The organism is Bradyrhizobium sp. 179 (assembly GCF_023073535.1).
Taxonomy (GTDB): domain Bacteria; phylum Pseudomonadota; class Alphaproteobacteria; order Rhizobiales; family Xanthobacteraceae; genus Bradyrhizobium.
Genome location: NZ_JADPJR010000059.1, coordinates 72,317 through 96,190, shown reverse-complemented (window position 1 = coordinate 96,190; position 23,874 = coordinate 72,317). Strand labels below are relative to the sequence as shown.

The window sequence follows — 23,874 nt, the reverse complement described above, 5'->3', positions numbered from 1 at the left end:
GCATGCGCGCGGCCCGGATTCAAGCTGGGCGCGATCCGAAGGCCATGATCATGCCGGAGCCCGAGCTCGTCCTGATCTCGACATTTGCGCGCAAGGCTCCCGCGCCAAATGGACTTTCGGGTCCGGGCGGCCCTCAACTGGCGGCGGCGGACAGTCCACCACTTGACGTCTCACGCATCGGCGAAGCACGCTGAGGGGCAAGACCATACCAAGAGAAGGGTGAGGTTGCATTTTGCAAAGCCTGCACGATTGCGGCCCACGCCGCGTCCGCTTGCTTCGCTGGAGCACGGCGGTGTCGCGACTCAGCGTCGCTTGCAGCTGGTCGCGCTTGCTGGTGTTCCACGATCGCGCTAGGACAGGCCATGGCGGTGTCCGGATCAAGCAGATGTCTCCCGCGATGACGACGCCCGTGGCGCTCACCATCGCCGGCTCCGATTCGAGCGGGGGCGCCGGCATCCAGGCGGACCTGAAGACTTTTGCCGCGCTCGGCGTCTATGGCGCCTCCGCCATCACGGCGTTGACGGCGCAGAACACGCGCGGCGTCACGGGTATTCACGCAGTGCCGGCCGAGTTCGTCACCGCGCAGATCGATGCGGTGTTTTCCGATCTCGATGTCGGCGCCGTAAAAATCGGCATGGTGGCCCAGGCCGCCAGCATTGACGCGATCGCGGCCGCGCTGTCGCGCTGGGCGCCCCGGCACGTGGTGCTCGATCCCGTGATGGTGGCAACATCCGGCGACCGGCTGCTGGCCTCCAACGCCGTCAAGGCGTTGCGCACGAGATTGATACCGCTGGCCTCGGTGATCACGCCGAACCTGCCCGAGGCCGCTGCGCTGCTCGATGCACCGGTCGCGGCCAACCAGGCCGAGATCGAAAGCCAGGGGCGCCGCCTGCTGGCGCTCGGCTGCCGCGCGGTCCTGATCAAGGGAGGACACGGCGAGGGCGCGGAGAGCGTCGACTATCTGGTCGATGCCGACAACGCCATCGCGCTCGCGGCGCCCCGCCTTGCCACCGAGAACACCCATGGTACCGGCTGCTCGCTGTCCTCGGCCGTCGCGGCGGGTCTCGCCAGAGGCGAGGCGCTCGAGCAGGCGGTCCGCAACGCCAAGGCCTGGATCAGCGCTGCGATTGGCGCCGCCGACCGCTTCAGCGTCGGCCACGGCCACGGGCCGATCCATCATTTCCAAAAGTTCTACTGACGACCGCTCGCTCAAGCGGGAGAGGGAGCGGCCTGCCCTCCGGGCTTCCAGTGCGAACCTGATCTTGGACGAGGCTCTGCGCGCCATGTCGCCTGATTGTCGCATGCGACTGATATTCGCAGGGCAGGCGAGGCAAGGCGTGATTCGTATCGGAAGGTGCCTCAAAAGTTCAATCGGTCATCCCCCTGTCACGGGACATTGTTACAGGCTGGCGCATGGGAAGTTACGATGTGAGTGACGAGAGCCCGGAGCGGCGCTTTCGCACGTTGTTCATCTCCGACGTCCATCTCGGAGCCCGCGGTTCTCAAGCCGATCTTCTGCTGGACTTCCTGCGCTACCACGATGCCGACACCATCTATCTCGTCGGCGACATCGTCGACGGCTGGGCGCTGAAATCGAGCTGGCACTGGCCGCAATCCCATAACGATCTCGTCCAGAAGCTGCTGCGCAAGGCGCGCAAGGGCGCCAAGGTCATCTACATTCCCGGCAATCACGACGAGTTCCTGCGCAACTATTACGGCACGCATTTCGGCGGCATCGACGTGGTCGAGAACACCGTGCATACCGGCGTCGACGGCAAGCGCTATCTCGTGATTCACGGCGACATCTTCGACCTCGTGGTGCAGAACGCGCGCTGGCTCGCTCATCTCGGTGACAAGGCCTACGATTTCGCGATCCAGATGAACCGCCTCGTCAACTTCTTCCGCCGCTTGTTCGGCGTGCCCTATTGGTCGCTGTCGCAATGGGCCAAGCAGAAGGTCAAGAACGCCGTCAACTATATCGGCGCGTTCGAACAGGCGCTCGCCGCCGACGCGCGACGTCACGACGCGGACGGCGTGATCTGCGGCCACATCCATTACGCCGTGATCCGCGACGAGGCCGGCATTCGCTACATGAATTGCGGCGACTGGGTCGAGAGCTGCACCGCGCTGGTCGAGCACGACGACGGCCGTTTCGAGATCATCACCTGGGCGGATCATTTGCAGAAGCCGGCAACCGTCCCGCAGGTCGCGGCAAGAGCTGCCTGATGCGCATCCTGGTCGCGACCGACGCCTGGCACCCGCAAGTCAACGGTGTGGTTCGGACGCTGACCAAGCTGGCCGACGCGGCAGAGGGGCTCGGCGTCGCGTTCACGTTCCTGACGCCGCAATCGTTCCGCACCTTTGCCATGCCGAGCTATCGCGACGTGCGCCTCGCCATGCCGCGCCCGGCGCGAATTGCAAAGCTGATCGAAGAAGCACGCCCGGACAGCATCCACATCGCGACGGAGGGGCCGATCGGCCTGATGGTCCGCCGCTATTGCCGCCAGCGCAAGCTGCCGTTCACGACCAGCTTCCATACCCGCTTTCCAGAATATGTCCGGGCTCGCGTGCCAGTGCCGGGCTCGCTGATCTGGCGCGCGCTGCGCCGCTTCCATGCGCCCAGCCGCGCCGTGATGGCGGCGACGCCTGCGCTCGCGCGCGAGCTCGCCGAGCGCGGCTTCGACAATGTCGTGCTGTGGCCGCGCGGCGTCGACACCCATTTGTTCCGTCCCCGCGCGATCGACCTCTGTCTGCCGGCGCCGGTGTTCCTCTCGGTCGGCCGGGTCGCGGTGGAGAAGAACCTCGAGGCCTTTCTCGACCTCGACCTGCCCTGCACCAAGGTGATCGTTGGCGACGGTCCGGCGCGTGCCTCGCTCGAAGAGGCCTATCCCGATGCGATCTTCCTCGGCGAGAAGCACGGCGAGGCGCTGGCGGAAATCTATGCTGCGGCCGACGTCTTCGTGTTCCCGAGCAAGACCGACACTTTCGGCCTGGTCCTGGTGGAGGCGCTCGCAAGTGGCCTGCCGGTGGCGGCCTTTCCGGTGAAGGGACCCCGCGACGTGATCGGCAATGCGGCGGTCGGCGCGCTCGATCACGATCTGCGCACCGCCTGCTTCGCCGCGCTCGACATCTCCAGGCAGGACTGGTTCGCCGCCAATTACACCTGGGAGGCTTCGGCCCGGGCTTTCCTGGCCAGCATCGAGGCGCTAGGCGCGGTGCTGCCCGGCCGGAAAGGGGCGGAACCGCCGCGCTTCGTGGCCTAATCGACAAAAAATCCTCGCGGGGAGATGTCTTGCTCGCGGCTCCCAGGCCGCGATAAGGTCTGATATGATCGAACAGCTCCTCCCGGTCGGCCCCGCCGACATCGACGCCGCAGCGCGCGTGATCGCGCCTTACGCCATCCGCACCCCGCTGTTGTCTTTCCCCGTGCTCAACGAGCGCGTCGGCGCAAAGGTCTTCCTGAAGCCGGAGATGCTCCAGCGCACCGGCTCGTTCAAGTTCCGTGGCGCCTTCAACAAGGTATTCTCGATCCCGCAGGACAAGCGCGCCGGCGGCGTCGTCGCATTCTCCTCCGGCAACCACGCCCAGGGCGTGGCGGCCGCGGCGAAGATCCTCGACATGCAGGCGACGATCGTGATGCCGGCGGATGCGCCGCTGTCCAAGCGCGAGCGCACCAAATCCTACGGCGCCGAGGTCGTGCTGTACGATCGCGACCGCGACGACCGCGAGGCGATCTCGCGCGGCATTGCCGAGAAGCGCGGTGCGACGCTGGTCAAGCCGTATGACGATCCCTTCGTGATTGCGGGGCAGGGTACCGCCGGCCGCGAGATCGCCGAGGACATGGCGGGCCTCGGCCTTGCCCCCGACATCGTGGTGGCGCCGGCTTCCGGCGGCGGCCTGATCGCGGGCGTCGCGACGGCCGTGAAGGCGCGCTATCCGCTGGCCGAAATCGTGGTCGCGGAGCCCGAGGCGTTCGACGATCACGGCATTTCGCTGACCGCGGGTCATCGCGAGCCGCATCCGCCGGCAGGCCGCACCATCTGCGATGCGCTGATGGCCCTGATGCCCGGCGAGATGACGTTTGCGATCAACAGCAAGCTGCTCGCGCGCGGTGTCACCGCGTCGGATGCCGAAGTCGGTGCTGCCGTGGCGTTTGCCTATCGGGAGCTCAAGCTCGTGGTGGAGCCGGGCGGGGCCGTTGGCCTTGCCGCGCTGCTGGCGGGACGTCTCGACGTCGCCGGCAAGAACGTCGTGATCGTGCTCTCCGGCGGCAATGTCGATGCGGATCTGTTCGCCGAGCTGGTGGCTTAATGGATTCCGGGCTTGCGCCTCTAGGCGCATCCCGGAATGACGATGTGCAAGAGCTGACATGAAGAAGGGGCAGAGCGTTGCCGCTCTACCCCTTTTGCATTTGTGGCTTGGCGGATTCAGCTTGCCCCTTGCTCGGTGCAACCTCTCCCGCTTGCGGGGGAGGTCGGCGCGAAGCGCCGGGTGGGGGCTCTTTCCTCTTGCGAGGGCCTCGACTGTGGAAGCACCCTCTCCCCGCCCTCCCGCGCAAGCGGGGAGGGCGCGCACCTTCTCCGCGCGGTCAGTGCATGAAGCTCCGGCGATTACCGCCCATGCTCGGCGCCTGGTTCATCGACTGGCGAAAGTTGTTGCCGCTGTTGACCATGCGGGTCGGCATCGTGTTGAGCTGCGGACGATTGTTCGCCACGTTGTTCTGGACCTGCACCTTGTTCACCGGATTGTTGTTGAGCTTCACGATGCCGGTGTTGCCGTTGTTGATGCGGATCGGGTGGTTCTGGGTCTGAACGTTGACCGGCTTTGCCTCGACGTTCGGGCCGCCCTTGCCGACATTGACCGGCATGCTCACGATCCTGCCGGGTTTGCCGTTGGCGTTGCCGCCATTCGGCATGGTGTTGGTCGGCGCAGGCAGGGTGACGATCTTGCCCGGGGTCTGCGACGGCGTGCCGTTCTGCTGGTTCGACTGGTTGTTGCCTGCCGGCAGGTTGACGATCTGGCCGCCATTGCCGAGCTTGCCGATCACATTGCCGTCGAGCGGCTTCTGCACGACCGGCAGGTCGCCGTTTACATGCGCGCCGCCATTGCCCTGCTGCATCAGCGGCATGTATTTGGGCTGACCGAGATTGCCGATCTTGAGCGTCGGGGCAATGTTCTGCGGCGCCAGGAATTTGGTCGCCTGCATCAACGGGATCTCCTTCGGCTGCGCCTGCAGCTTCAGCGCGACTTGCGCATAGGGGCTGTTGCTGAAGCTGTCATGGAAGCTCTTGTAACCCACCGGCGAATTCGCGAGCACAGCCTTGTGCCAGGCCTGCGAGATCAGGAGATTGTTGAGCAGCCACCGGACGTGGTCGCAAAGCGGGTCGTGCGGGTACAACTGAATGAACTCCTGATAATATTCCGGCCGGCCCTCGGACACGACGTAATCATAAGCCTGGCGGGTCGAGCGGCTCGGCAGGTTGGAGGCCATTTGCACCACCGGCGCTTTCACTGGCGCGCGGTTGGCGGCAACGGCGGTGTCGCCGAAGAAGGTGAAATCCGAGGTCAGCGACGAGCTTTCCCACGGGATCTGCGCACCGCTGGTGGTCTGGTTCACTTGCAGGCGCACGCGCTTGAACAGCTGTTCGATCGGCACGTTGGGCTCGCGCGCGACGTTCAGGAAGGCCTGCGTGTAGGGGCTGTGGCCGTTGGTGCCGTCGAGCGCTTCGGCGCCCGGCGCGGTCGAGTAGCCGACGATCGAGCCGTTCGGCGCATCGACGATGGCGAGGCCGCGGCCGGCGTCGTTGACCTGGGGGAAGGGGTTGTTGCGGCAGGCATCGAGGATGACGATGCGCATGCGGCTCGGGATCGTCTCCAGCGTCGACATTACGTCGACCAGGCGCACCGAATTGTTGACGAGCTCGGTCGGGCTCGACACCTTGGCGTCGACGGGAACGAGATAGTTTTCGCCGGCGAGCTGCACGCCGTGCCCGGCGTAGTAGACCATCGCCACCGTGTTCGGACCGCGCGAAGCGACCTTGGCGGAAAAGTCCTGGACGACGCGCAGCATGTCGTTCTGGGTCAAGTCGGTCGCGGCGACCACTTCGAAGCCGGCCGAGTTCAAGAACTGCGCCATCGATTGCGCGTCATCGTCGGGGTTCGCAAGGTGCGGCGCGTTCTGGTAGTTCGCATTACCGATCACCAGCGCGACCCGCTGCTCCGGGCCTTGCAGCGCAGTGGAAGCCGGTGCAACCGGGGCGACTTGCGCGGAAACGGGCCCGCAGGCGAAGCCGAACAGGCTTCCCAGGAGACCCGCAGTCATCAGGAAATGCTTTAGGCGGAACATGGCGTGCTCCTTTGGCACTCATCTCGATGCGAGATTGGTTGCGAAGGAGCCTGACCGCGTTCGAGTTTGACGTCCGTGATCACGATCACGATGGTAGGCTCCGTGATCTGAATCACGTTTGGAACCTGCTGTGGTTTGCCATCGCTTGGGAGGACAGTCCGTCACATGCCGAAATCGATCGATCCGATCCTGACGCCCGACCTGCTCTGGCTGCTCGCCTCGATGGGCCACGGCGACGATCTCGTGGTCGTCGACGCCAACCAGCCCGCAACCCGCATTGCCGCGGCGACCTCGTCGCAGCGCCTGATCCAGTTGCCTGGCATGCGCATGGAGACGGCCGTCCGCGCCATCATGACGCTCTATCCGCTCGACGATTTCGATCCCGATCCGGTGCGCGTGATGATGCCGGTGGACGATTCCGATCGAGTCCCGGAGGTGCAGCGCGCCGTGTTGGCGGAGATCGAACGCGGCCGGCGGCTCCGTTGCTCCCGGCAAACTCTCACGGGCGCATTTCTATCGCGCGGCGGCGGCGGGCTTCGGCGTCGTGAAGGTGGGCGACAGCCGAGGTTATGGCTGCTTCCTGATCCGCAAGGGCGTGATCAGCTAGGGAATAATTCTGCGCAAGGTCGCGCAGAACTCTGCACCCGAATTTGAATGGCCTCCGCGCAACCGACCGACTATGGTCGATTCATGTCTCGCCTTGTGTGTCTATCTGTTGCTGTCATCCTGTCGCTGCTCCCCGCCGTCGCGCCGGCTGCGTCAATTCAAAAGCGGCCCAAGCCGGTCTGGCAAGGCTACGGCTTTCTGCCGGGCTATCGGCAGCCGCTCAGCAACAGCATCCCGCTTTACAACCAGAAGGACGCGATGCGTCGCCTGTCGCGCGCCGACCGGCGCCACTGGTACATCGATCCGGTTCCTCAGTATTACCGTTGGGACGGCGAGTGGCACTATTTCGGCCGCCCCGGCTTCGGCGGCGGCCGCTACAATGGCGGCAGTTTCGGGCCGTGCTGGACGCGGACGCCGATCGGGCCGATCTGGAATTGCGGGTGATTGCTCGCGCGGCGCTCTCGCGCCCCGGAGGCAGCGCAGCGCTCCTTCGGCGATGCGCTGCAGAGCCGGGGCACCGCGGCCGATGAAAATGGGACCACAACGGCGCTTTGGCGCTCCTGTCGCTCTCCGAAGGCAAGCGGCGTCCGTTGCCATCGGGATGTCCTTTATACGTTCCGCAATTCTTTGGCGCGCAGCCCCTCCGCATGGCGCATGGACTACTGGTCACAGTCGGCTGCGTGTGGATGGCCGCTCGCCTTTGGCGGCGAGAGCAGTTGGACCCGAATCTCAGAGCCGCACTCCGATGGCCTGCGCCTAACGACAAGGTCGGCTCGCGCCAAGGCCGGGCCGCGTCGCAGCGAGACGCGTGCCCGAGGGTAGAATGGCGCGCCGCTAGTTCCTTCGCCACGGCGATTTGCATTACGGCGACAGTGCTTCAACTGGACTGGGTCGGAGAGCTGGCCGGTTTTGGCGGCGATAGCATACTCCGAAATGGCGCGACGCCCGCCACCGACGCAGGAACGATTCAGAGCGCGCTCGCGCGGAGTGCCTCACACCCCTGACGAGGCTCCCACCGCACAGCACAATTCCTGTAGATATGACGACTGCGTGTCTTGACATCTGAGAGAAAAATTTCACCGAGAGTCGCACATCGAACCGACAGCGTCCGCTTGCTTCGCGCATGATGGCATCTCAGGGCCGGGGTTAAGAGCTCCTTTGAATCTGATCGAACATGAAGCGGGGACATGTCCTCGCCTCCAGTCCCATGAGGCAAGTCAACCTCTCGGGAAATGATGCCGCTTGAGAACGAGGATGGTGCCGTGAGTGAAAGCGAAGTGAAAGTTGGACTGAACGGGACGAATGGTTACGCAATTCCGTTATTCGGGTTCCCGAATATCCCGCTGTCTAGCGCGATCGGCGGTTTCGCCGAGCAGGGGGTCGCCAGCGCACAGCAAGGCTGCGAGAAGATCAAGGTCGCGTCGGCGGAGATGGCGGAAGCGCTGCGTGAGACGTATTCGAGCAATGCCAAGGGCGCAACCGACTACGCGGCCAAGCTGATCGAAATGTCGAACGCCAATACGGTGTCTGCGATCGACTTCTTCGCGCAGGCCCTGGGTAGTAAGTCAGTCCCGGATGTTTTCACCTTGTCCGTTGCGCAGGCGCGCAAGACCTTCGACACCGCGTCCGCCCAGAACAAGGAATTGTGGGGGCTTGGGGAGAAGCTTGCGAAAGAAGCCGGCGAGCCGATCAAGAAGTACTTCGCCAAGGTCCTGCATCCGGCCAGCTAAAAAGCTCTCGTCCAGGAGTCCTTCAGCAGGGAAACCGGCCCGTCGGAACAAGCCTCGCCACGAACATGCCCCCACATGCTCGACCAATAATGGCCAGGTGCGCGATGCCCCCCAAGTAGCCGCACCAATAAGAGGCGCAATCTGACGGGCCGGCCTTTGTTTCGGAATGCAAGCTGACGTGCAAAGGGAGGTCACATGGGAATGGTCATGATCAAATGCCCGCGAAGCGGCCGCGCTATCCCCACCGGCATCAAGGCCGATCGCGAGAGTTTTTTGCGCAGCATTGTGTTTTTCAGGCGCACCCATTGTCCGATCTGTCAGGCCGATCACGCCTGGTTTGCACAGGAAGGCTGGGTGGATGAGCCGAGCGCTCGCGCAGCGCCGCAGCCGTGGCACACGGCCTGACCGACCCCACAGCTCGTGGATCGTAATCTGGAGGGACACGATGGCGGGGACGCAAACAACCAATGCACGCTCCGTCTTCCTGATGCAGGCCAGAGAATTTCTTGACGAAGCACGACGACTGAAGCCGGGCCCCGCGCGCAACGAACTGCGCGAGGTGGCGGCGGTGCTGCGCGAGCTTGCGAAAATCGAGGCGCAATGCAAACCTGCAGGGGACAGTGATCGACCCGAGAGAACGTGATCAGGTTCGACGCTCCGTCCTTCTCTCTCCGGCAACTGGCTTTTAGTTCACCAGCGCCCTCCTGACCTCCTCGGAAGGAGGAGGGCAATCGTGCAAGGTTGCGGCGTGTCTCGACCCAATTGAAAGCAGCTTACCCAGCGCCGCCGGGTTCGCTGGTCAGGATTCGCCGATCACGCGAAACGGCCGTTTCGCGTGATCGGCCCATCCCCATCGAGAACACCTCCTCGATTTCGCGCCGCATGGTGTCGTGGCACTCGCAGGCGGCCGCCGCCAGTCGGGACCGGTCGATTTCGATCTGGCCTCTTCGATCAGAGATGATCGCAGCGGACGCGCGCAGATTGCGCATCAAGAGCGTCACCGTCGTTCGTCGGACACCGAGTATTTGCGACAGCTCCTGCTGGGTGAGCGGAAGGACGTCTTGGTCGACGCAGTCGCGCAACTGAAGCAGCCAACGCGACATGCGGGCTTCGACCGGATGCAGCGCATGGCAGGCCGAGCCGAGCTGAAACTGGATGAGCATCGCTCTAACGTGGCTCTGGATTGCGTGGCGGATCGCAGGGCTCCGGCCAAAAGCGGCGTGAAATCGCGACGCGGAAATCCGAGAGGCGGTGCCCGCCACCCGAACGATGGCGGTAATGGCCGAAGGCGACGGCCCCAGCACCGAAAGACTGCCTACGACCCCATCACGCCCGATCACTGCGGTTGCAACCGTCCGGCCATCCGCCATGTCGACCATCAGCGAGATGGCGCCGGCATGAGGAAAGAAGACGTAATCGACCTGCTCGCCCGCTCGCGAGAGCACCGCGTTGTGATCGAGGACGACCGTCTCCAGCTCGGGCGCCAGCAGATCGAAGTCTGATCGCGGAAGTGTTGCAAGAAGGCGGTTACCAAATCCGCCGGAAGCCATTACCACAGCGAAGCCGCGGTAACGCTTGCACCGCTTCCTCCATTCGAAGCGGCACCGAACAGCGATCTCAACATTTGCTTAAGTCTGCTTTCTCTACACGCACTGATATCCAATTCATTTTCCAGACGCCTTCGCTCTCAACAACAATCTCAACGCTCAACCGCGCAACTCCACGATTTCGATGCAAGTGCACCGCGGGCAGCAATGCAATTGCAAAATGCGCATGGGTAAAACCCTACGGCCAGACGGAATCCCAGAGTTCCACATGCTTCGTTTACTGTTGCGCATTGAGCAATCCCAGTTTCGCTCGACATGGAACAGATCAACTTATCGAATGTGTCTGCGAATTGCTGTCCTACGCCGCAAACGCACTCACGATCTGGATAGTCACAAGCTTAATCTCCTCGCACCAGGAGATGGCATTGCGCTGCCGCCAAGATGTGCACTGACCTCGCAAGCCGAGAGCATCAACAGCGAAACGGTTGTCGCGGAGCTACCTACGCTTCGGCCGATGTGGACGCGTTGATTGCGGCTTGTTCCAAGTACGGCCGTGGCAGCCTGACGCGACGCTTGCTCGCAATCGGCAGACGAGATCGTACAAGATCGCGAAGTCGGCGCCCATGTAGCAGCGGGGAACGTGGCTTCTGGGTTCCGGCTCTGCGCATCAACGCAAAGGGCGTTGCTGCTAATCCGGGACACGGGAGTGGGGTGCTGAGGTTTACGAGAAGAACGCGATCTTCTCGGCCTGGGTCATGCGGCGGATGGGCGCGAGCGGGTCGTTCGCCGGCGCGCGGGGCTTCTGCAAGATGCCGCTGGCGAGGATGGTGGCGCCGAGCGAGGGCTCCGGCAAGGACGCGGACAGCGGCGAGGGCATCGGCAGCGGCGCGGTTGGCGCTGCCGCGAATGTTGCCGTGGCCGCCATGGCCGGGGCCTGCTGCTCCATCACTTCGGCGGCAGCTTCCGCGATGGCGTCGGTGAGGCGCGCGAGCGACTCCATCGCGATCGGCGCGTCTGCGGGCTCTTCCTCGACCGCTGCGACGACCGGCTCTGGCGCGATCGGCTCCGGCAACTCCGCCGCAACGGGAGCTGCGACCTCGGCAGCTGCCGGCTCCGGAGCGACCGCTTCATTCTCCACCGGCTCGATGATCTCGTCGAAGTCGGAATCCGGCGCGGCCATCTCCAGCGCGATGGCCTCGAGGATGGCTTCGTCCTCGGCTTCCGCGGCGGCATCGAGCGCGAACGCATCGGTTGCTTCCGTCAAGGCGGCCGGTTCAGTGGCCGGCTCTTCAAACGAGGCGCCTTCAAGCTCGGCATCATCAGGCACGACATTGTCGAGCGCAGCGCTTTCGGGAGCGATCTGGCTTTCGGCGACGATCTCCGGCGCGACTGCGGTGTCCATGGCCCGCTCGGCAACGGCCGACGTCTCAGTGACGCCAGGTGCTTCGACCTCCGGAGTGGCTGCGATGTCCTGCGGCGCCTCCGTAGAAGCCACGGGGGCTTCGCTGGCCATCGCGCCAGGTGCGACTTCGGCAGGCGGCAGGTCTGCCGCAGACGACGGCGCCTCCTGCCTCGGAGCCGGCTCGTAAGGCGCCGCTTGGGGCGTTGCGCCGCCGTCGAGTTGCTCGAGCCGATCCCTCAGCAGATCGAAGGCCGCCTGGAGCTCGACGCGGGGGTCGATGGTCGAAATCTGTCCGCAGGCCGCCTCGATCGAGGCGAGCTGCGAATCAATGAGGTCGCAGATTCGCCCGTCGGCGCCGATCTCGCGCCAGCGCCAGGAGATCTCCTTGATGATACGCACCCCGCGCGGGATCGGCGCGAGGCTCGCCTCGATCGCGGCGGGATCGAACGCCGCGATCGCAATCGTCTCGGCCTCGCGAATGGCGCGGCGGATATCGACCAGCGCCTCGGGCAGGCGGTCCTCGACGACGGGTTGTCGCTGTGCCGCAAGGGTTTCTTCGATCTTCGCAACCGCATCGAGCACCATGCGGGTGTCGGCATTGCGGTTGCGCTTGGCATATTCGCCGAGGAACCAGCGGCCGCGCGCGGTCTCCATGAAGGCTTCGCGGATCGCGTCGTAATCCTGCTCGTTCGGCTCGGCCGCGCGGGCAGACATGGGCGAAAGGGCGAATGCTTCGTTGGCCATGACAATCTCGTCGCGCAAATCACCGCGCGTTACTGTAACGATCACCACGATATCGACCGAATCGCAATTGGTTTGATGGCAGGCGAATCACAAATCCCCATCGCGGAAGCCAAGAAGCGGCGATTCGCCGTGAGCCTCGCCCTGTTCTATTCGGCCGTCTTCGCGGTCTCGGGCACGCATCTGCCGTTCTTCCCGGTGTGGCTGAAGGCGATCGGCGTCGACGCGGCCTGGATCGGCCTCATCAACGCGCTGCCGGCGATCACGCGCTTCACCACGCTGCCGCAAGTGACCGCCTTTGCCGAAAAGCGGCAGGCTATTCGCGCCGCCATGATGGTATCGGTGCTGGTGACGGCGATCGGCTTTACCGCGGTCGGCTTGCAGCAGCAGCCGCTGGCGCTGTTCCTGATCTATGCGCTGACCTGCATGATGTGGACGCCGACGATGCCGCTGACCGATGCCTACGCGCTGCGCGGTGTCGCGCGTTACGGGCTCGATTACGGGCCGTTGCGGCTGTGGGGCTCGGCGGCGTTCGCCGCAGGCTCGCTCGCCTGCGGCTATCTCGTCGACAGCATCGCGCCGCGTGATCTGATCTGGGTCATCGTCGCATGGACCGTAGTCGCGGTTCTCGCCAGCCTGCTGCTTCAGCCGCTCGACGAGGTCAGGCGCAGGACCGCCGAGACGCATGCCGGCAAGGCCTTGCTGCGCGATGGCGGCTTTTGGGCGATCATCGCCTCGGCGGCGCTGATCCAGGGCAGCCACGTCGCCTATTACACCTTCTCGGCCATCAACTGGCAGCTCCAGGGTCTCGGCGGGCTGACGATCGCGGCCCTGTGGACGCTGGGTGTGATCGCGGAGATCGTCGTGTTCGCCCTTTCGCCGCGCTTCTCGCTGCATCCGTCCACGATGATGGCGATCGGGGGGCTCAGCGCGGTGGTGCGCTGGATCGTCACCGCCAACGAGCCGCCGCTGGCGCTGCTCGCGATCGTGCAACTCGGCCACGGTCTCACCTTCGGCATGACCATCGTCGGCACCATGAATCTCCTGGTGCAGCGCGTGCCGCCGCACCAGATCGCGCGGGGACAGGGCTACTACGCCGCGTGCAACGGTCTATTGGGCGCAACGACCTCGATCGCGTCAGGCGCGATCTACGCCCGCATCGGCGACGGCCTGTATTACGTCATGGCCGCGATGGCCGCTGCCGGTGCGCTGGTGATCTGGTCGGCGCGGCACCGGCTCAAGTCTCATCCCCAGAGCGAAGCGTCCGGCGGGTAAACCAGGCTGTCGTCATAACGCAGGCCGTGATCGCGATCGCGCGCCAGCAGCAGCGGGCCGTCGAGATCGACGAAGCGCGCCTGCGGCGTCACCAGCATCGCAGGCGCCATCGACAGTGAGGTCGCGACCATGCAGCCGATCATGATCTCGAAGCCGAGCGACTGCGCGGCATCGGCCATGGCCAGCGCCTCGGTGAGGCCGCCGGTCTTGTCGAGCTTGATATTCACGGCGTCGTAGCGCGCACGCAGGGGCTCGAGCGACGAGCGGTCGTGCACGCTCTCGTCGGCGCAGACCGTGACCGGACGCTTGATCCGTGCCAGCGCCTCGTCCTTGCCGGCGGGCAGCGGCTGCTCCACGAGCGTGACGCCGACGTCGGCGCAGGCGGCAAGATTGTGCTCCAGATTGGCCTCGCTCCAGCCCTCGTTGGCGTCGACGATCAGCTCGGATTCGGGGGCGGCCTTGCGCACCGCCGCGATCCGCGCCGGATCGTCTTCGCCGCCCAGCTTGATCTTGAGCAGCGGCCGGTGTGCGGCCTTGGCGGTTGCCGCGGCCATGCTCTCGGGCGTGCCGAGGGAGATGGTGTAGGCGGTCGTACGCTCGCCGGGCTCCGGGCGGCCCAGCAGGTTCCAGGCGCGCAGGCCGGCCACCTTGGCCTCGAGGTCAATCAGGGCGCAATCTAGCGCGTTACGAGCCGCCCCAGGCGGCATTGCCGCCTGGAGGGCCTGCCGCGTCAGCCCGCCCGCCACGGCCTGCTGCATGGCCTGAATGGCGCCGAGCGTCGCCTCCGGAGTCTCGCCGTAGCGGGGGTAGGGCACGCACTCGCCGCGGCCGGTCAGCCCGTCCTGACTGACCTCCGCCACGACGGTCACGGCCTCGGTCTTGGCCCCCCGGCTGATGGTAAAGCTGCCGGCAATCGGAAAGCGTTCGATTCGTGCCGCCAGGGAGACAAGTTTGCTGGAAGTCATTTTGAACTCTGGCGAAATCTGAACCTGCTGGTTACCTGTAGCAACTAATAGTGGCCAGTTGGGGATACCTTCTCTAGGTAAGGGCGCGTGCGCAACCTTCTGTTTTCCTCCGTCCCGGCAGGGGAGCGGACATCTTGAGCGGCGATCCGAAGCTGGAACGGGTTGCCAAGGGCAATGCGCTTGCACTCTGCGCCACCGGGACCTGGACCGCGAGCTTCGCGCCGGTCCTGGAGCGGCTGGTGGCCGATGCCGAGCAGCTCGCCGGCAACCCCCAAAGCATTTTCATCGACGTCTCCGAGGTCGCCAAGCTCGACACGTTCGGCGCCTGGCTGATCGAGCGGCTGCGCCGCAGCCTGACGAAAGGACCTGTCGAGGCCCAGATCGCGGGGCTCTCCGCCAATTATTCGAGCCTGGTGGACGAGGTGCGGCGGGTCAGGGCGACACCCGTGGTCGACGGCAGCACGATCACCATCATCGGCATGCTGGAGCAGATCGGCCGGGCGGTCGCCGGCGTTGCCGGTACGATGGCGGGCCTCGTCGACATGCTCGGCGCGGTGCTCGCCGCGGGCTTTCGCGTCCTGATCCACCCGCGCTCGTTCCGCCTGACCTCGACCGTGCACCACATGGAGCAGGTCTGCTGGCGCGCGGTGCCGATCATCGTGCTGATCACCTTCCTGATCGGCTGCATCATCGCCCAACAAGGCATCTTCCATTTCCGCAGGTTCGGCGCCGATATCTTCGTCGTCGACATGCTCGGCGTGCTGGTGTTGCGCGAGATCGGCGTGCTGCTGGTCGCGATCATGGTCGCCGGCCGCTCGGGCAGCGCCTACACCGCCGAGCTCGGCTCGATGAAGATGCGCGAGGAGATCGACGCGCTGCGCACCATGGGGTTCGACCCGATCGAGGTGCTGGTGCTGCCGCGCATGATGGCGCTCGTGATTGCGCTGCCGATCCTCGCTTTCCTCGGCGCGATGGCCGCGCTCTATGGCGGCGGGCTCGTCGCCTGGCTTTATGGCGGTGTCCAGCCGGAGGCCTTCTTGTTGCGGCTGCGCGACGCCATCTCGATCGATCATTTCATCGTCGGTATCGTCAAGGCACCCGTGATGGCCGCGGTGATCGGCATCGTCGCCTGCGTCGAAGGGCTTGCCGTGCAGGGCAGCGCGGAATCGCTCGGACAGCACACGACCGCGTCGGTGGTGAAGGGCATCTTCTTCGTCATCGTCATGGACGGCATCTTCGCCATCTTCTTCGCCTCGATCGGGATGTGACGATGGCAGGCGAGATCCAGAACCCCATCATCCAAGTCCGCGATGTCACCGTGCAGTTCGGCGCAACGCGCGTGCTCGATGGCCTCAACCTCGACGTCAAGCGCGGCGAGATCCTTGGCTTCGTCGGTCCCTCGGGCGCCGGCAAATCGGTGCTGACGCGCACCATCATCGGCCTCGTGCCGAAGGTCGCAGGCTCCATCGAGGTGTTCGGCGTCGACCTCGATTCCTCCAGCACGTCGCAACGGCGAAATGTCGAGCGGCGCTGGGGCGTGCTGTTTCAGCAGGGCGCGCTGTTCTCCTCGCTCACGGTGCGGCAGAACATCCAGTTTCCGATGCGCGAATACTTGCGCGTGTCGCAGCGGCTGATGGACGAGATCACCATGGCCAAGCTGGCCATGGTCGGTCTCAGGCCGGAAGTTGCCGAGCGCTTCCCGTCCGAGCTCTCCGGCGGCATGATCAAGCGCGTGGCACTCGCCCGTGCACTGTCGCTGGATCCGGATCTCGTCTTCCTGGACGAGCCGACCTCGGGCCTCGATCCGATCGGCGCCGGCGACTTCGACGAGCTGGTCAGGACGCTCCAGCGCACTTTGGGACTGACCGTTTTCATGGTAACGCACGACCTCGATAGCCTTTACACAGCATGTGACCGCATCGCCGTTCTAGGAAACGGTAAGATCATTGCAGCAGGGTCGATCGCCGACATGCAGGCCTCGCAGCATCCCTGGCTGAGACAATATTTCCATGGCAAGCGCGCCCGCGCGGTGATGGGCTGAGGTGCCGGAGTAGCTGATGGAAACGCGCGCAAATTACGTGCTGATCGGATCGTTCACGCTGGCGGTGATCGCCGCTGCGATCGGCTTCGTGCTGTGGTTTCAGTCGCTGCACACCACCAAGCAGCGCAGCCCCCTGCGCGTCGTGTTCGAGGGCCCCGCGGCGGGCTTGCGCAACGGCGGCAGCGTCAATTTCAACGGAATTCGGGTCGGTGAGGTGGTCTCGGTGAAGCTGGACAACCCGCGGCGGGTTGTCGCACTCGCCATGATCGAGAACAACGCCCCGATCCGCAAGGACACGCTGGTCGGGCTCGAATTCCAGGGCCTCACCGGTGTAGCCGCCATCTCGCTCAAGGGCGGCGACGAGGACGCGGCCCCGCCGCCGCTCGACCAGGACGGCATCCCGACGCTGACGGCGGATCCCAACAAGCTCCAGGACGTCACCGAGGCGATCCGCGGCACGCTCCAGAACATCAACAAGATCGTCGCCCACAATCAGGAATCGGTGAAGAACTCGCTGAAGAATTTGGAGACCTTCACCAACTCGCTCGCCCGCAACTCCGAGAAGATCGATGGCGTGATGGCCAAGGTCGACGGCGTGATGCTCAAGGCCGACAATCTCATGCTCGGCCTCAACACGCTGGCCGGCGGCAAGGACGGCGGCGAGCTGTTCCAGGCGGTGAAGTCGATCCGCGAACTGGCCGAGGATTTCGACAAGCGCTCCGGCGCGCTGATGAGCGATGGCCGCCGCACTCTCGGCGACATCAGCCGCGCCGTGAACAACTTCGACCGCAACCCGACCCGCGTCCTGTTCGGCGCCAGCAACTCATCGCAACCCGCCCCGCCGCCCGAGTCGCCAAAGCCGACGGCGAGCGAGCGCAGACGATAGTTGGCGAGGCGTTCGCGTGTCGCTCACCATCGTATTGTGAGCGCCAGGTCTCGTGTCCCGGACGCGCTGCAACGACCTTAGCGTTGCTGCGCAGAGCCAGGACCCAGAAGGCAACACGGTGTGATGTGCGACATTGGCCCCGGCTCTGCAGCGCACCGCCGAAGAGGCGCTACGCTGCGTCCGGGGCACGACAGCGAGGATGCCGCCCAAAACCAAAACGGAGGCCGTGAGGCCTCCGTTTTCATCCGCTAATCGGTGACGCTACGAGCCGCTCACCCGAGCCGTCCCGCCGCGTGGGCCAGCAGCGTGTAGACCAGCCCCGTCTCCGAGGTCAGGTGGCTGTGCAGCTCCTGCGGGCCGCGGCCGTCGCGGGCGACTTCGTCGAGCAGGCGCTCGAACTCCGCGATGTAGCGGTCGACCGTCCCCTTGAAGTTGCGGTCGGCGCGATACTTGCGGGCGACCTCGTCGAAGGCCTTCTGGCCGGCGGGCGTGTAGAGGCGCTTGGTGAAGGCCTTGTTCTCGCCGCGCTGGTAGCGGTCCCACATCTCGGCGGCGAGGTTGCGGTCCATCAGCCGGCCGATGTCGAGCGACAACGATTCCAGCGGATTGCCACCACCTTGCAGCGCCTGCGGCTGCGGAGCGGGTGCCGCGCGGCCGCGGGGAGCCTCACGGCCGGCCGAGGCGGCAGGACCCGTGTCGGCGCGGTTGAGCAGGTCCGACAGCCAGCCGTCGCGGCCCTGGTCATTGCCGGCAGGCGCGACCGACGGCGCTTCGGTGCGGCGCGCAGCCGGCATGCCGAGATCCGGCGGCGGCAGCGTCGAGGCGCTGCCGGTGTCGCGCATGCGGGTCTCGGTGGCGCGGCCTGCGACTGCGGCCAGCACCGCCGGCTCTTCCTGGCGCTGCACGCTGCCGCGGCTCGTCGTGGTGACGTCGAGGCCGCGGCCATGCTGGGCTACGATGCGGTTGAGCTCGGCGAGCGCCTCGATCTGGTCGACGATCACCTTGCGCATTTGCGCGGTGCTTTCGGCGGCCTCCTGCGGCATCTCGAGTACGCCGCGGCGCAGCTCGTTACGGGTGGATTCGAGCTCGTTGTGCATCTCGAGCGCCATCTGCTTCATGCTTGCGACCAGATTGCTGAAGCGCTCGGTCGACTGCTTGAACATCGCATCCGCCTCGTCGGTGGTCTGGCGGTAGATGTCGTGCATGGCTTCGATGGTCTGGCGGTGCTCCTCTTCGGACGCCGCGCGCACCGCCTCGAACTGGCGGGTGATTGCGGCAGAGCCTGCGCCGGCGGTCTCGGCGACGACGCGGGCGATGTCGCGGGCACGCTCTTCGGCTGCGGCCAGCGATTCATCGAGCAGGCCGGTGAAGCGCGACAGGCGCTGGTCGAGATCGGCCGTACGCAGGTCGATTGTGGTGACGAGCGATTCCAGCGCCTGCTTGCGCTCGGCGAGCGAGGCGGTGGTGTTCTTGTTACTCTGCTCGACGACCTGCGCGGCCTCGACAAGCGCCTTGCCATGCTTGTCGAATTGGGTCGACAGCTCGCCGAGGTCCTGGAGCGCCTTCGTGGTCTTGCTGTTGAAGACGTTGAGCTGGTCTTCCAGGTTCTGCGTCGCGGCGCCGTTGCGCGAGGTGACGTCGTTCATCGCCGAGACGAAGTCGGCGACGCGCGTCACCAGCGCCCGCTCGAGCGAGTTGAGGTTGTCGTGCGCACCGGTCAGCACCTCCTGAAGCAGGATGTTGCCTTCGCGCAGCCGCTCGAACAGCGCCACCGTGTCGGTGCGTAGGATCTTGCTGGTCTCCTGCATCTCGGTCACGGCCGCGATCGAGACCTGGCGCGACTGGTCGATCGCCGAGCGCGAGGCCTGCTCGAGGTCCTTGAGCGACTTGCCGACCGCGCCGGTGGCGATCTCGCTCGCCGTATTGATGGCGCGGGCGACTTCCGAGCCGTTGCCCATCATAGTCTGCGAGAAGGCCTGGCCGCGCGTCTCGATCGACTTCAGCGCGTCGGAGGTGACGCGATCAATGTCGAGCGTGAGCTGGTTGGTCTGGGAGCCGATCGCGTCGACCAGGGCGCCGCGCTTGGCGTCAATCATGTTCGACAGACGGTCGGCCTGCTGCTGCACATAGGTGACGATCTCGTCGGTCTTACCGGTCATGGCCTGGCCGAAGCTGCTGCTGGCGGCGAGCACCGAGCGCTCGACGTCGGCCGAACTCGACTTGACCCGCGAGCTGGCCTCGTTAGAGGCGGATATCAGCGCGTTCTGGGCGCTGAGCGCGCTGGTCTGGATGTCGTTGGTCGCGTTCGCGGCGGCTGCGCTCAGTGTACGCTCGATCTCGGTCGAGATTGTGCGGATCTGGCTCGCGGCATCCGCCGAGGTCGAGGTCAGCGAGGTCTGCGCCTCACGCGCGCTGTTGAGGATCGTCGAGGCGGTGTCGGCGCCGACCGCGGTCAGCGTGCGCTCGATATCCGTGGTCAGCGACTTGATCTGGCTCGCCGCGTCGGTCGAGGCGGAGATCAGCGTGCCCTGGGCCTCGCGGATACCGCTGGTGAGCGCTTCGATGGTGGCGCCGCCAGCGGTTGCCAGCGCGCGCTGCATCTCGGCCGCGAGCGAACGCACCTGGCTGGTCTGCTCGGCCGAGACCGTGAGCAGGGTGCTCTGGGCGTCGCGGGCGCTGGTGGTGATCGTCTCGGCGGTCGACTGGCCGACCTGCGAGAGCGAACGATGCACTTCGGCCGCGAGCGACTTGACCTGGCTCGCTGCATCCGAGGACGCCGTGACCAGCGTGCTCTGGGCCTCGCGGGCGCCGCTCATGATGGTCTCGGCGGTCGAAGTGCCCGCCATCGAGAGCGAGCGCTGCACATCGGAAGACAGCGCCTTGATCTGGTTGGCGGTCTCGGTCGAAGCCGCGATCAGCGCGCCCTGCGCATCGCGGGCGCCGGCGACGATCGCCTCCGCTGTGGTGGTGCCGGCCAGCGACAGCGAACGCTGCACGTCGGCGGTGAGCGTCTTGACATGGTTGGCCGCATCCGAAGAGGCGGTGACGAGCGTGGTCTGCACCTCGCGGGCGCCGGCCAGGATCGAGGCCGCGGTCGCCGAGCCCGCTGCGGACAGCGTGCGTTCGACGTCGGCCGCGAGCCCCTTGATCTGATTGGAGGCATCGCCCGATGCGGCGACCAGGGTTGACTGCGCCTCGCGGGCGCTGGTCAGGATCGAGTTCGCAGCACCGGTGCCGACCGCGGTCAGCGCGCGCTCGACCTCGGACGAGGTCATCTTGAGCTGGGCGTTGACATCGGAGGAGACCGTCAGCAGCGACTGCTGAGCGGTGCGCGCGCCGGTCTGGATGGTCTCGCTGGTGTTGACGACGAGGTTGGTGAGCGAACGTTCGGCGTCCTCGACATGCGAGCGGATCGCGGTCGAGATCATCTCGGCGCGGGACATCATGTCCTCGCTGGCCTGGCGTCCGCTGCTCTCGATGCGGCCGGCGACCGCCTCGACGCGCGAGCCGAGCAGGTCCTCGAACTGCGCCACGCGCACGTCGATGTCGCTCGCGACCGAGCCGACCTTGGTCTCGATGGCGTGGTGGATCTCCTGGAAGCGCGCCGTGACCGTGTCGGTCAGATGCACGGTGCGGCCGTCGATGACCTCGGTGACGCCGGTGATGCGGCGGTCGACCGCCTCGATCGCCTGCGCGGTGCCGTCCGTGAGGGTCGAGGTCAGCAGCGTGAGGCGCGTGTCGATCGACTGCACGGCCTGCGAGGCGCCGTTCGTCACCGCGGAGGTCAGGTAAGTGAGGCGGGAGTCGATGGATTCGAGCGCCTGCGAGGCGCCGCCCGTCAGCGTCGTCGTGAGTTGCGTCAGCCTCGTGTCGATCGACTGGATGGTCTGCGATGCGCCGTCGGTCAGAGAGGTGGTGAGGTGGTTAAGGCGCGCGTCGAGGGTTTCGATGGCCTGCGATGCGCCGCTGGTCAGCGAGGTCGTGAGGTGGGTGAGGCGGCTATCGATCGACTGGATCGCTTGCACGGCGCCATCGCTCAGCGACGTCGCCAGCGTATTGATGCGGCCATCGATGGTTTCGGTCATGGACCTGGCGCGGGTGTCGAACGACTGTTCGAGCGCGGCGACGCGGCCGACGAGCTGCTGGTCGAAGGTCCTGATGTGGCCTTCGATCGTGCCGTCGAGGCTGGCGATCTTGCCGTCCAGCGAGGCGTCGAGATTGCTGACACGTTCCCCGATCGTGGTCTCGAATTGCACCAGCCGCTGGTCGAGCACGGCCGTGATCTGGCCGCCGTTCGACGTGAAACGGGTGTCGAAATTGTCGACATAGGTCTTCAACGTCTCGGCGATGTCCTGCGTGCGCTGGCCCATGCGCTCGACGATCTCGCCGCCGAAGGTCTTCACGGTGCGGTCGAACTCGGAGATGTGGCGCGTGATCAGCGCGCCGAGCGTGCCGGAATCGCGGGCGAACTTCTCGACCAGCTCGGTGCCCTGGTTCCTGACGAGCTCGTCGAAGGCGCTCATCTGGAGCGACAGCGAGTCGTGCGCGGTCTCGGTCTGGCTGACGACCTTGGCGACCAGGTTGTTGACGGTGGCGTCCAGCGCCTCGCTCGCCTTGTCGCCGCTCGTCATGATCTGGCCGGCGAGCCGGTTGCCGGCATCGTCGATCTTGGCGGAGATGTCGTTGGAACGCAGCTCAAGCTCGAGCAGCAGCGAGTCCGACGAATTCTTCAGGGAATCATGCACCAGCTCGGTGCGCTCGGAGATGCCGTCGACGATCGCGGCGGAGCGCTGCTCGAACTCGCCGGTGATGCGGTCGATGCGCTCGTTCAGCATCTCGTGGACGCGGTCGGCGAGATCGACGAACTCGTCGTGGACGTGGCCGGTCTTGAAGTTGAGGCTGGTGGTCAGCCGCTCGCTGGCGTCGAGCACGGCGCGCGTGGTCTCGTTGCTGGCCTCCTCGAGGCGATCGAGCAGGTCGCCGCCGCGCTCACCGAGCGCCAGGATCATGTTGTCGCCGGCATTGCTCAGGGCCTGGGTGATGTGGGCGCCGCGCTCTTCCAGCGCGCCGGTGATGGACTTGGCGACCTCGTCGACGCGCGAGGCGATCGCGTCCGAGATCAGCGCGATGTCGTGGCGCAGGTCGATCTGCACCCCGGAGATGGCGCTGCGGACCTGCTCGGCCTGGCCGACCAGGTTGTCGCGCTGATGCGCGATGTCCTGGAGCAGGGCGCGGATGCGCACCTCGTTGTCGGAATAGGCCCGCTCGAGCGCCGCGACCTCGTTGGCGACCAGCGTCTCGAGCTCGCCGGCGCGCGCGATGGCGCGCTCGATGCCGTCGCCCATCGCTGCGACCTCACGGCGGATCGCCTGGCCGACGGTGACCATGGAGTCAGAGGCCGAGCCTTCCGGCTCGGAGAAGCGGATCGCGACCTGCGCCATCGCCTGCGCGATCATGCGCATTTCCTGGCCGCGCCAAACGAGGCTCGCCAGGAAGTAGAACAGCATGATGGGCGCGAAGAACATCGCGATCAGGCCGGCAACGACGAGCACGCCGCCGCTCTGGCCCATGGCGGCCTGGATCGAGGGCAGGAAGCCGAATGTCAGCGCGGCGCAGGCGGCGAGCCAGACGCCGGCGAAGATGGTGGCGAAGGTGTAGACGTTGCGGGCAGGGCGGCCCCTCTGAAGCGCCTGGAGCAACTGGCCGATGGTCTCACGGTCATCATTGGCGGCGCGGCGGGAGGTGCGCGGCTCCTCGATCGGGTCGAACGCAGTTGCGCGTTCGTTGGCGGCGGGGCGCGACTCGAAGCTCGGCTCGTCGAAGACCGGAGGCGCGGGCGGCCCCACCGGAGGCACCGTCTCGTTGCGCATCGCGGCGTTGCGGCTGGTATCCGCAGCGGTGTCACTAATGTTAAGGGCTTCCTGGATCGCAGAAAGCGCAACTTCTGTGGGGTCTTTGGCCTTTTTCGGAGTGTTCGCCATGTTCAGTCCGAGCCCTCGTTACTTGTACGCGTCCCCCCGCGAGCCCTGCGCGATACGCAAGCCCACAGACCGGATCATGCCGCTTGCGCGGATCTCCGAGCCGTCCCCACCCGGACGGCTTGTCCGCCAATTTCTGCAACATCCTATTGGCAGAGCGTCGCGAATGAAATGGCTGCGATTAAGACAATGTTAATCATCGTTAACAGGATCGCGCCGTAACGCCTTAGCACTAAATGCAATTCTCCACCGAACTCGGCCGATTGCGGCAACTTCTCGTCAACAAATCGGCGGAATTGCGTAAAACGGCCCAAACATTTCGTTAACCATTTTCATGCTTGGGTGGGAGGAACCTGA

17 protein-coding genes and 1 pseudogene are annotated in these 23,874 nt (G+C 65.5%); 13 read left to right on the top strand and 5 right to left on the bottom strand.

The genetic code is table 11. The features are described from left to right. Positions 1-397 precede the first annotated feature (397 nt). From thiD to IVB12_RS15250, 4 genes are all read left to right on the top strand, one after another. Positions 398-1,198, top strand: coding sequence for a bifunctional hydroxymethylpyrimidine kinase/phosphomethylpyrimidine kinase (thiD, locus tag IVB12_RS15265; protein WP_247300223.1), 801 nt, complete (start codon positions 398-400; stop codon positions 1,196-1,198). A gap of 215 nt (positions 1,199-1,413) precedes the next feature. Next, positions 1,414-2,226, top strand: coding sequence for a UDP-2,3-diacylglucosamine diphosphatase (locus IVB12_RS15260; protein WP_247300194.1), 813 nt, complete (start codon positions 1,414-1,416; stop codon positions 2,224-2,226). Beyond that, complete coding sequence (locus IVB12_RS15255; RefSeq protein WP_247300193.1) at positions 2,226-3,263, top strand: glycosyltransferase family 1 protein; 1,038 nt, start codon at positions 2,226-2,228, stop codon at positions 3,261-3,263. The genes IVB12_RS15260 and IVB12_RS15255 overlap by 1 nt, the downstream gene beginning before the upstream one ends. Positions 3,264-3,327: 64 nt before the next feature. Further along, positions 3,328-4,311 carry a threonine/serine dehydratase gene (locus IVB12_RS15250; protein ID WP_247300191.1) on the top strand — a complete coding sequence of 328 codons (984 nt, stop codon included), beginning with the start codon at positions 3,328-3,330 and terminating at the stop codon, positions 4,309-4,311. A gap of 277 nt (positions 4,312-4,588) precedes the next feature. Here the strand turns inward: IVB12_RS15250 and IVB12_RS15245 are convergent, their stop codons facing one another. Further along, positions 4,589-6,346 (bottom strand): caspase family protein, encoded by a 1,758-nt coding sequence (locus IVB12_RS15245; RefSeq protein ID WP_247300189.1) that lies wholly within the window; start codon positions 6,344-6,346, stop codon positions 4,589-4,591. 165 nt (positions 6,347-6,511) lie between these two features. On the opposite strand from IVB12_RS15245, the pseudogene IVB12_RS15240 reads away from it, so the two are divergent. From IVB12_RS15240 to IVB12_RS15220, 5 genes and pseudogenes are all read left to right on the top strand, one after another. Next, positions 6,512-6,953 (top strand): annotated as a pseudogene (locus IVB12_RS15240) (RbsD/FucU domain-containing protein). Positions 6,954-7,036: 83 nt separating this feature from the next. After that, a complete protein-coding gene (locus IVB12_RS15235; protein ID WP_247300186.1) occupies positions 7,037-7,396 on the top strand; it encodes a hypothetical protein in 360 nt (119 codons plus the stop codon). Between the two features lie 818 nt (positions 7,397-8,214). Then, entirely contained in the window at positions 8,215-8,682 is a 468-nt protein-coding gene (locus tag IVB12_RS15230) for a phasin family protein (protein ID WP_247300182.1), read from the top strand. A 195-nt stretch (positions 8,683-8,877) separates the two neighbouring features. Next, the gene (locus IVB12_RS15225) at positions 8,878-9,087 is read left to right on the top strand and encodes a hypothetical protein (RefSeq protein WP_247278716.1); all 210 of its coding nucleotides are present in this window, start codon (positions 8,878-8,880) and stop codon (positions 9,085-9,087) included. 40 nt (positions 9,088-9,127) lie between these two features. Next, positions 9,128-9,325, top strand: a complete 198-nt coding sequence (locus tag IVB12_RS15220; RefSeq protein WP_247300180.1) for a hypothetical protein — start codon at positions 9,128-9,130, stop codon at positions 9,323-9,325. Positions 9,326-9,455: 130 nt separating this feature from the next. Here the strand turns inward: IVB12_RS15220 and IVB12_RS15215 are convergent, their stop codons facing one another. Beyond that, positions 9,456-10,232, bottom strand: a complete 777-nt coding sequence (locus IVB12_RS15215; protein WP_247300179.1) for a Crp/Fnr family transcriptional regulator — start codon at positions 10,230-10,232, stop codon at positions 9,456-9,458. A 718-nt stretch (positions 10,233-10,950) separates the two neighbouring features. Beyond that, the gene (locus IVB12_RS15210; RefSeq protein ID WP_247300176.1) at positions 10,951-12,375 is read right to left on the bottom strand and encodes a hypothetical protein; all 1,425 of its coding nucleotides are present in this window, start codon (positions 12,373-12,375) and stop codon (positions 10,951-10,953) included. A 75-nt stretch (positions 12,376-12,450) separates the two neighbouring features. On the opposite strand from IVB12_RS15210, the gene IVB12_RS15205 reads away from it, so the two are divergent. After that, positions 12,451-13,647, top strand: coding sequence for a major facilitator superfamily domain-containing protein 6 (locus IVB12_RS15205; RefSeq protein ID WP_247300174.1), 1,197 nt, complete (start codon positions 12,451-12,453; stop codon positions 13,645-13,647). Here the strand turns inward: IVB12_RS15205 and dgcA are convergent. After that, on the bottom strand, positions 13,617-14,612 hold the full coding sequence (dgcA, locus tag IVB12_RS15200) for an N-acetyl-D-Glu racemase DgcA (protein WP_247300172.1): 996 nt from the start codon (positions 14,610-14,612) through the stop codon (positions 13,617-13,619). The genes IVB12_RS15205 and dgcA overlap by 31 nt on opposite strands. Positions 14,613-14,746: 134 nt before the next feature. Here dgcA and IVB12_RS15195 point away from each other — a divergent pair, with 134 nt between their 5' ends. Genes IVB12_RS15195 through IVB12_RS15185 form a run of 3 tightly spaced genes read left to right on the top strand, consistent with a single transcriptional unit; the run spans position 14,747 to position 17,539 of the window. Beyond that, entirely contained in the window at positions 14,747-15,880 is a 1,134-nt protein-coding gene (locus tag IVB12_RS15195) for an ABC transporter permease (RefSeq protein ID WP_247300170.1), read from the top strand. A gap of 2 nt (positions 15,881-15,882) precedes the next feature. Further along, positions 15,883-16,653, top strand: a complete 771-nt coding sequence (locus tag IVB12_RS15190; RefSeq protein WP_247300168.1) for an ABC transporter ATP-binding protein — start codon at positions 15,883-15,885, stop codon at positions 16,651-16,653. A 16-nt stretch (positions 16,654-16,669) separates the two neighbouring features. Then, positions 16,670-17,539, top strand: coding sequence for an MlaD family protein (locus IVB12_RS15185; RefSeq protein ID WP_247300166.1), 870 nt, complete (start codon positions 16,670-16,672; stop codon positions 17,537-17,539). 272 nt (positions 17,540-17,811) lie between these two features. Here IVB12_RS15185 and IVB12_RS15180 read toward each other — a convergent pair whose 3' ends face one another. Continuing rightward, positions 17,812-23,520 (bottom strand): apolipoprotein A1/A4/E family protein, encoded by a 5,709-nt coding sequence (locus IVB12_RS15180; protein WP_247300164.1) that lies wholly within the window; start codon positions 23,518-23,520, stop codon positions 17,812-17,814. Positions 23,521-23,874 lie beyond the last annotated feature (354 nt).

What these genes read in the sequence shown, in the direction of transcription:
- IVB12_RS15210 (WP_247300176.1), bottom strand. Translation starts at nt 12,375, where the DNA reads ATGGCCAACGAAGCATTCGCCCTTTCGCCCATGTCTGCCCGCGCGGCC.
- IVB12_RS15220 (WP_247300180.1), top strand. Translation starts at nt 9,128, where the DNA reads ATGGCGGGGACGCAAACAACCAATGCACGCTCCGTCTTCCTGATGCAG.
- IVB12_RS15185 (WP_247300166.1), top strand. Translation starts at nt 16,670, where the DNA reads ATGGAAACGCGCGCAAATTACGTGCTGATCGGATCGTTCACGCTGGCG.
- IVB12_RS15260 (WP_247300194.1), top strand. Translation starts at nt 1,414, where the DNA reads ATGGGAAGTTACGATGTGAGTGACGAGAGCCCGGAGCGGCGCTTTCGC.
- IVB12_RS15205 (WP_247300174.1), top strand. Translation starts at nt 12,451, where the DNA reads ATGGCAGGCGAATCACAAATCCCCATCGCGGAAGCCAAGAAGCGGCGA.
- IVB12_RS15250 (WP_247300191.1), top strand. Translation starts at nt 3,328, where the DNA reads ATGATCGAACAGCTCCTCCCGGTCGGCCCCGCCGACATCGACGCCGCA.
- IVB12_RS15180 (WP_247300164.1), bottom strand. Translation starts at nt 23,520, where the DNA reads ATGGCGAACACTCCGAAAAAGGCCAAAGACCCCACAGAAGTTGCGCTT.
- dgcA (WP_247300172.1), bottom strand. Translation starts at nt 14,612, where the DNA reads ATGACTTCCAGCAAACTTGTCTCCCTGGCGGCACGAATCGAACGCTTT.
- IVB12_RS15235 (WP_247300186.1), top strand. Translation starts at nt 7,037, where the DNA reads ATGTCTCGCCTTGTGTGTCTATCTGTTGCTGTCATCCTGTCGCTGCTC.
- IVB12_RS15225 (WP_247278716.1), top strand. Translation starts at nt 8,878, where the DNA reads ATGGGAATGGTCATGATCAAATGCCCGCGAAGCGGCCGCGCTATCCCC.
- thiD (WP_247300223.1), top strand. Translation starts at nt 398, where the DNA reads ATGACGACGCCCGTGGCGCTCACCATCGCCGGCTCCGATTCGAGCGGG.
- IVB12_RS15245 (WP_247300189.1), bottom strand. Translation starts at nt 6,346, where the DNA reads ATGTTCCGCCTAAAGCATTTCCTGATGACTGCGGGTCTCCTGGGAAGC.
- IVB12_RS15215 (WP_247300179.1), bottom strand. Translation starts at nt 10,232, where the DNA reads ATGGCTTCCGGCGGATTTGGTAACCGCCTTCTTGCAACACTTCCGCGA.
- IVB12_RS15255 (WP_247300193.1), top strand. Translation starts at nt 2,226, where the DNA reads ATGCGCATCCTGGTCGCGACCGACGCCTGGCACCCGCAAGTCAACGGT.
- IVB12_RS15190 (WP_247300168.1), top strand. Translation starts at nt 15,883, where the DNA reads ATGGCAGGCGAGATCCAGAACCCCATCATCCAAGTCCGCGATGTCACC.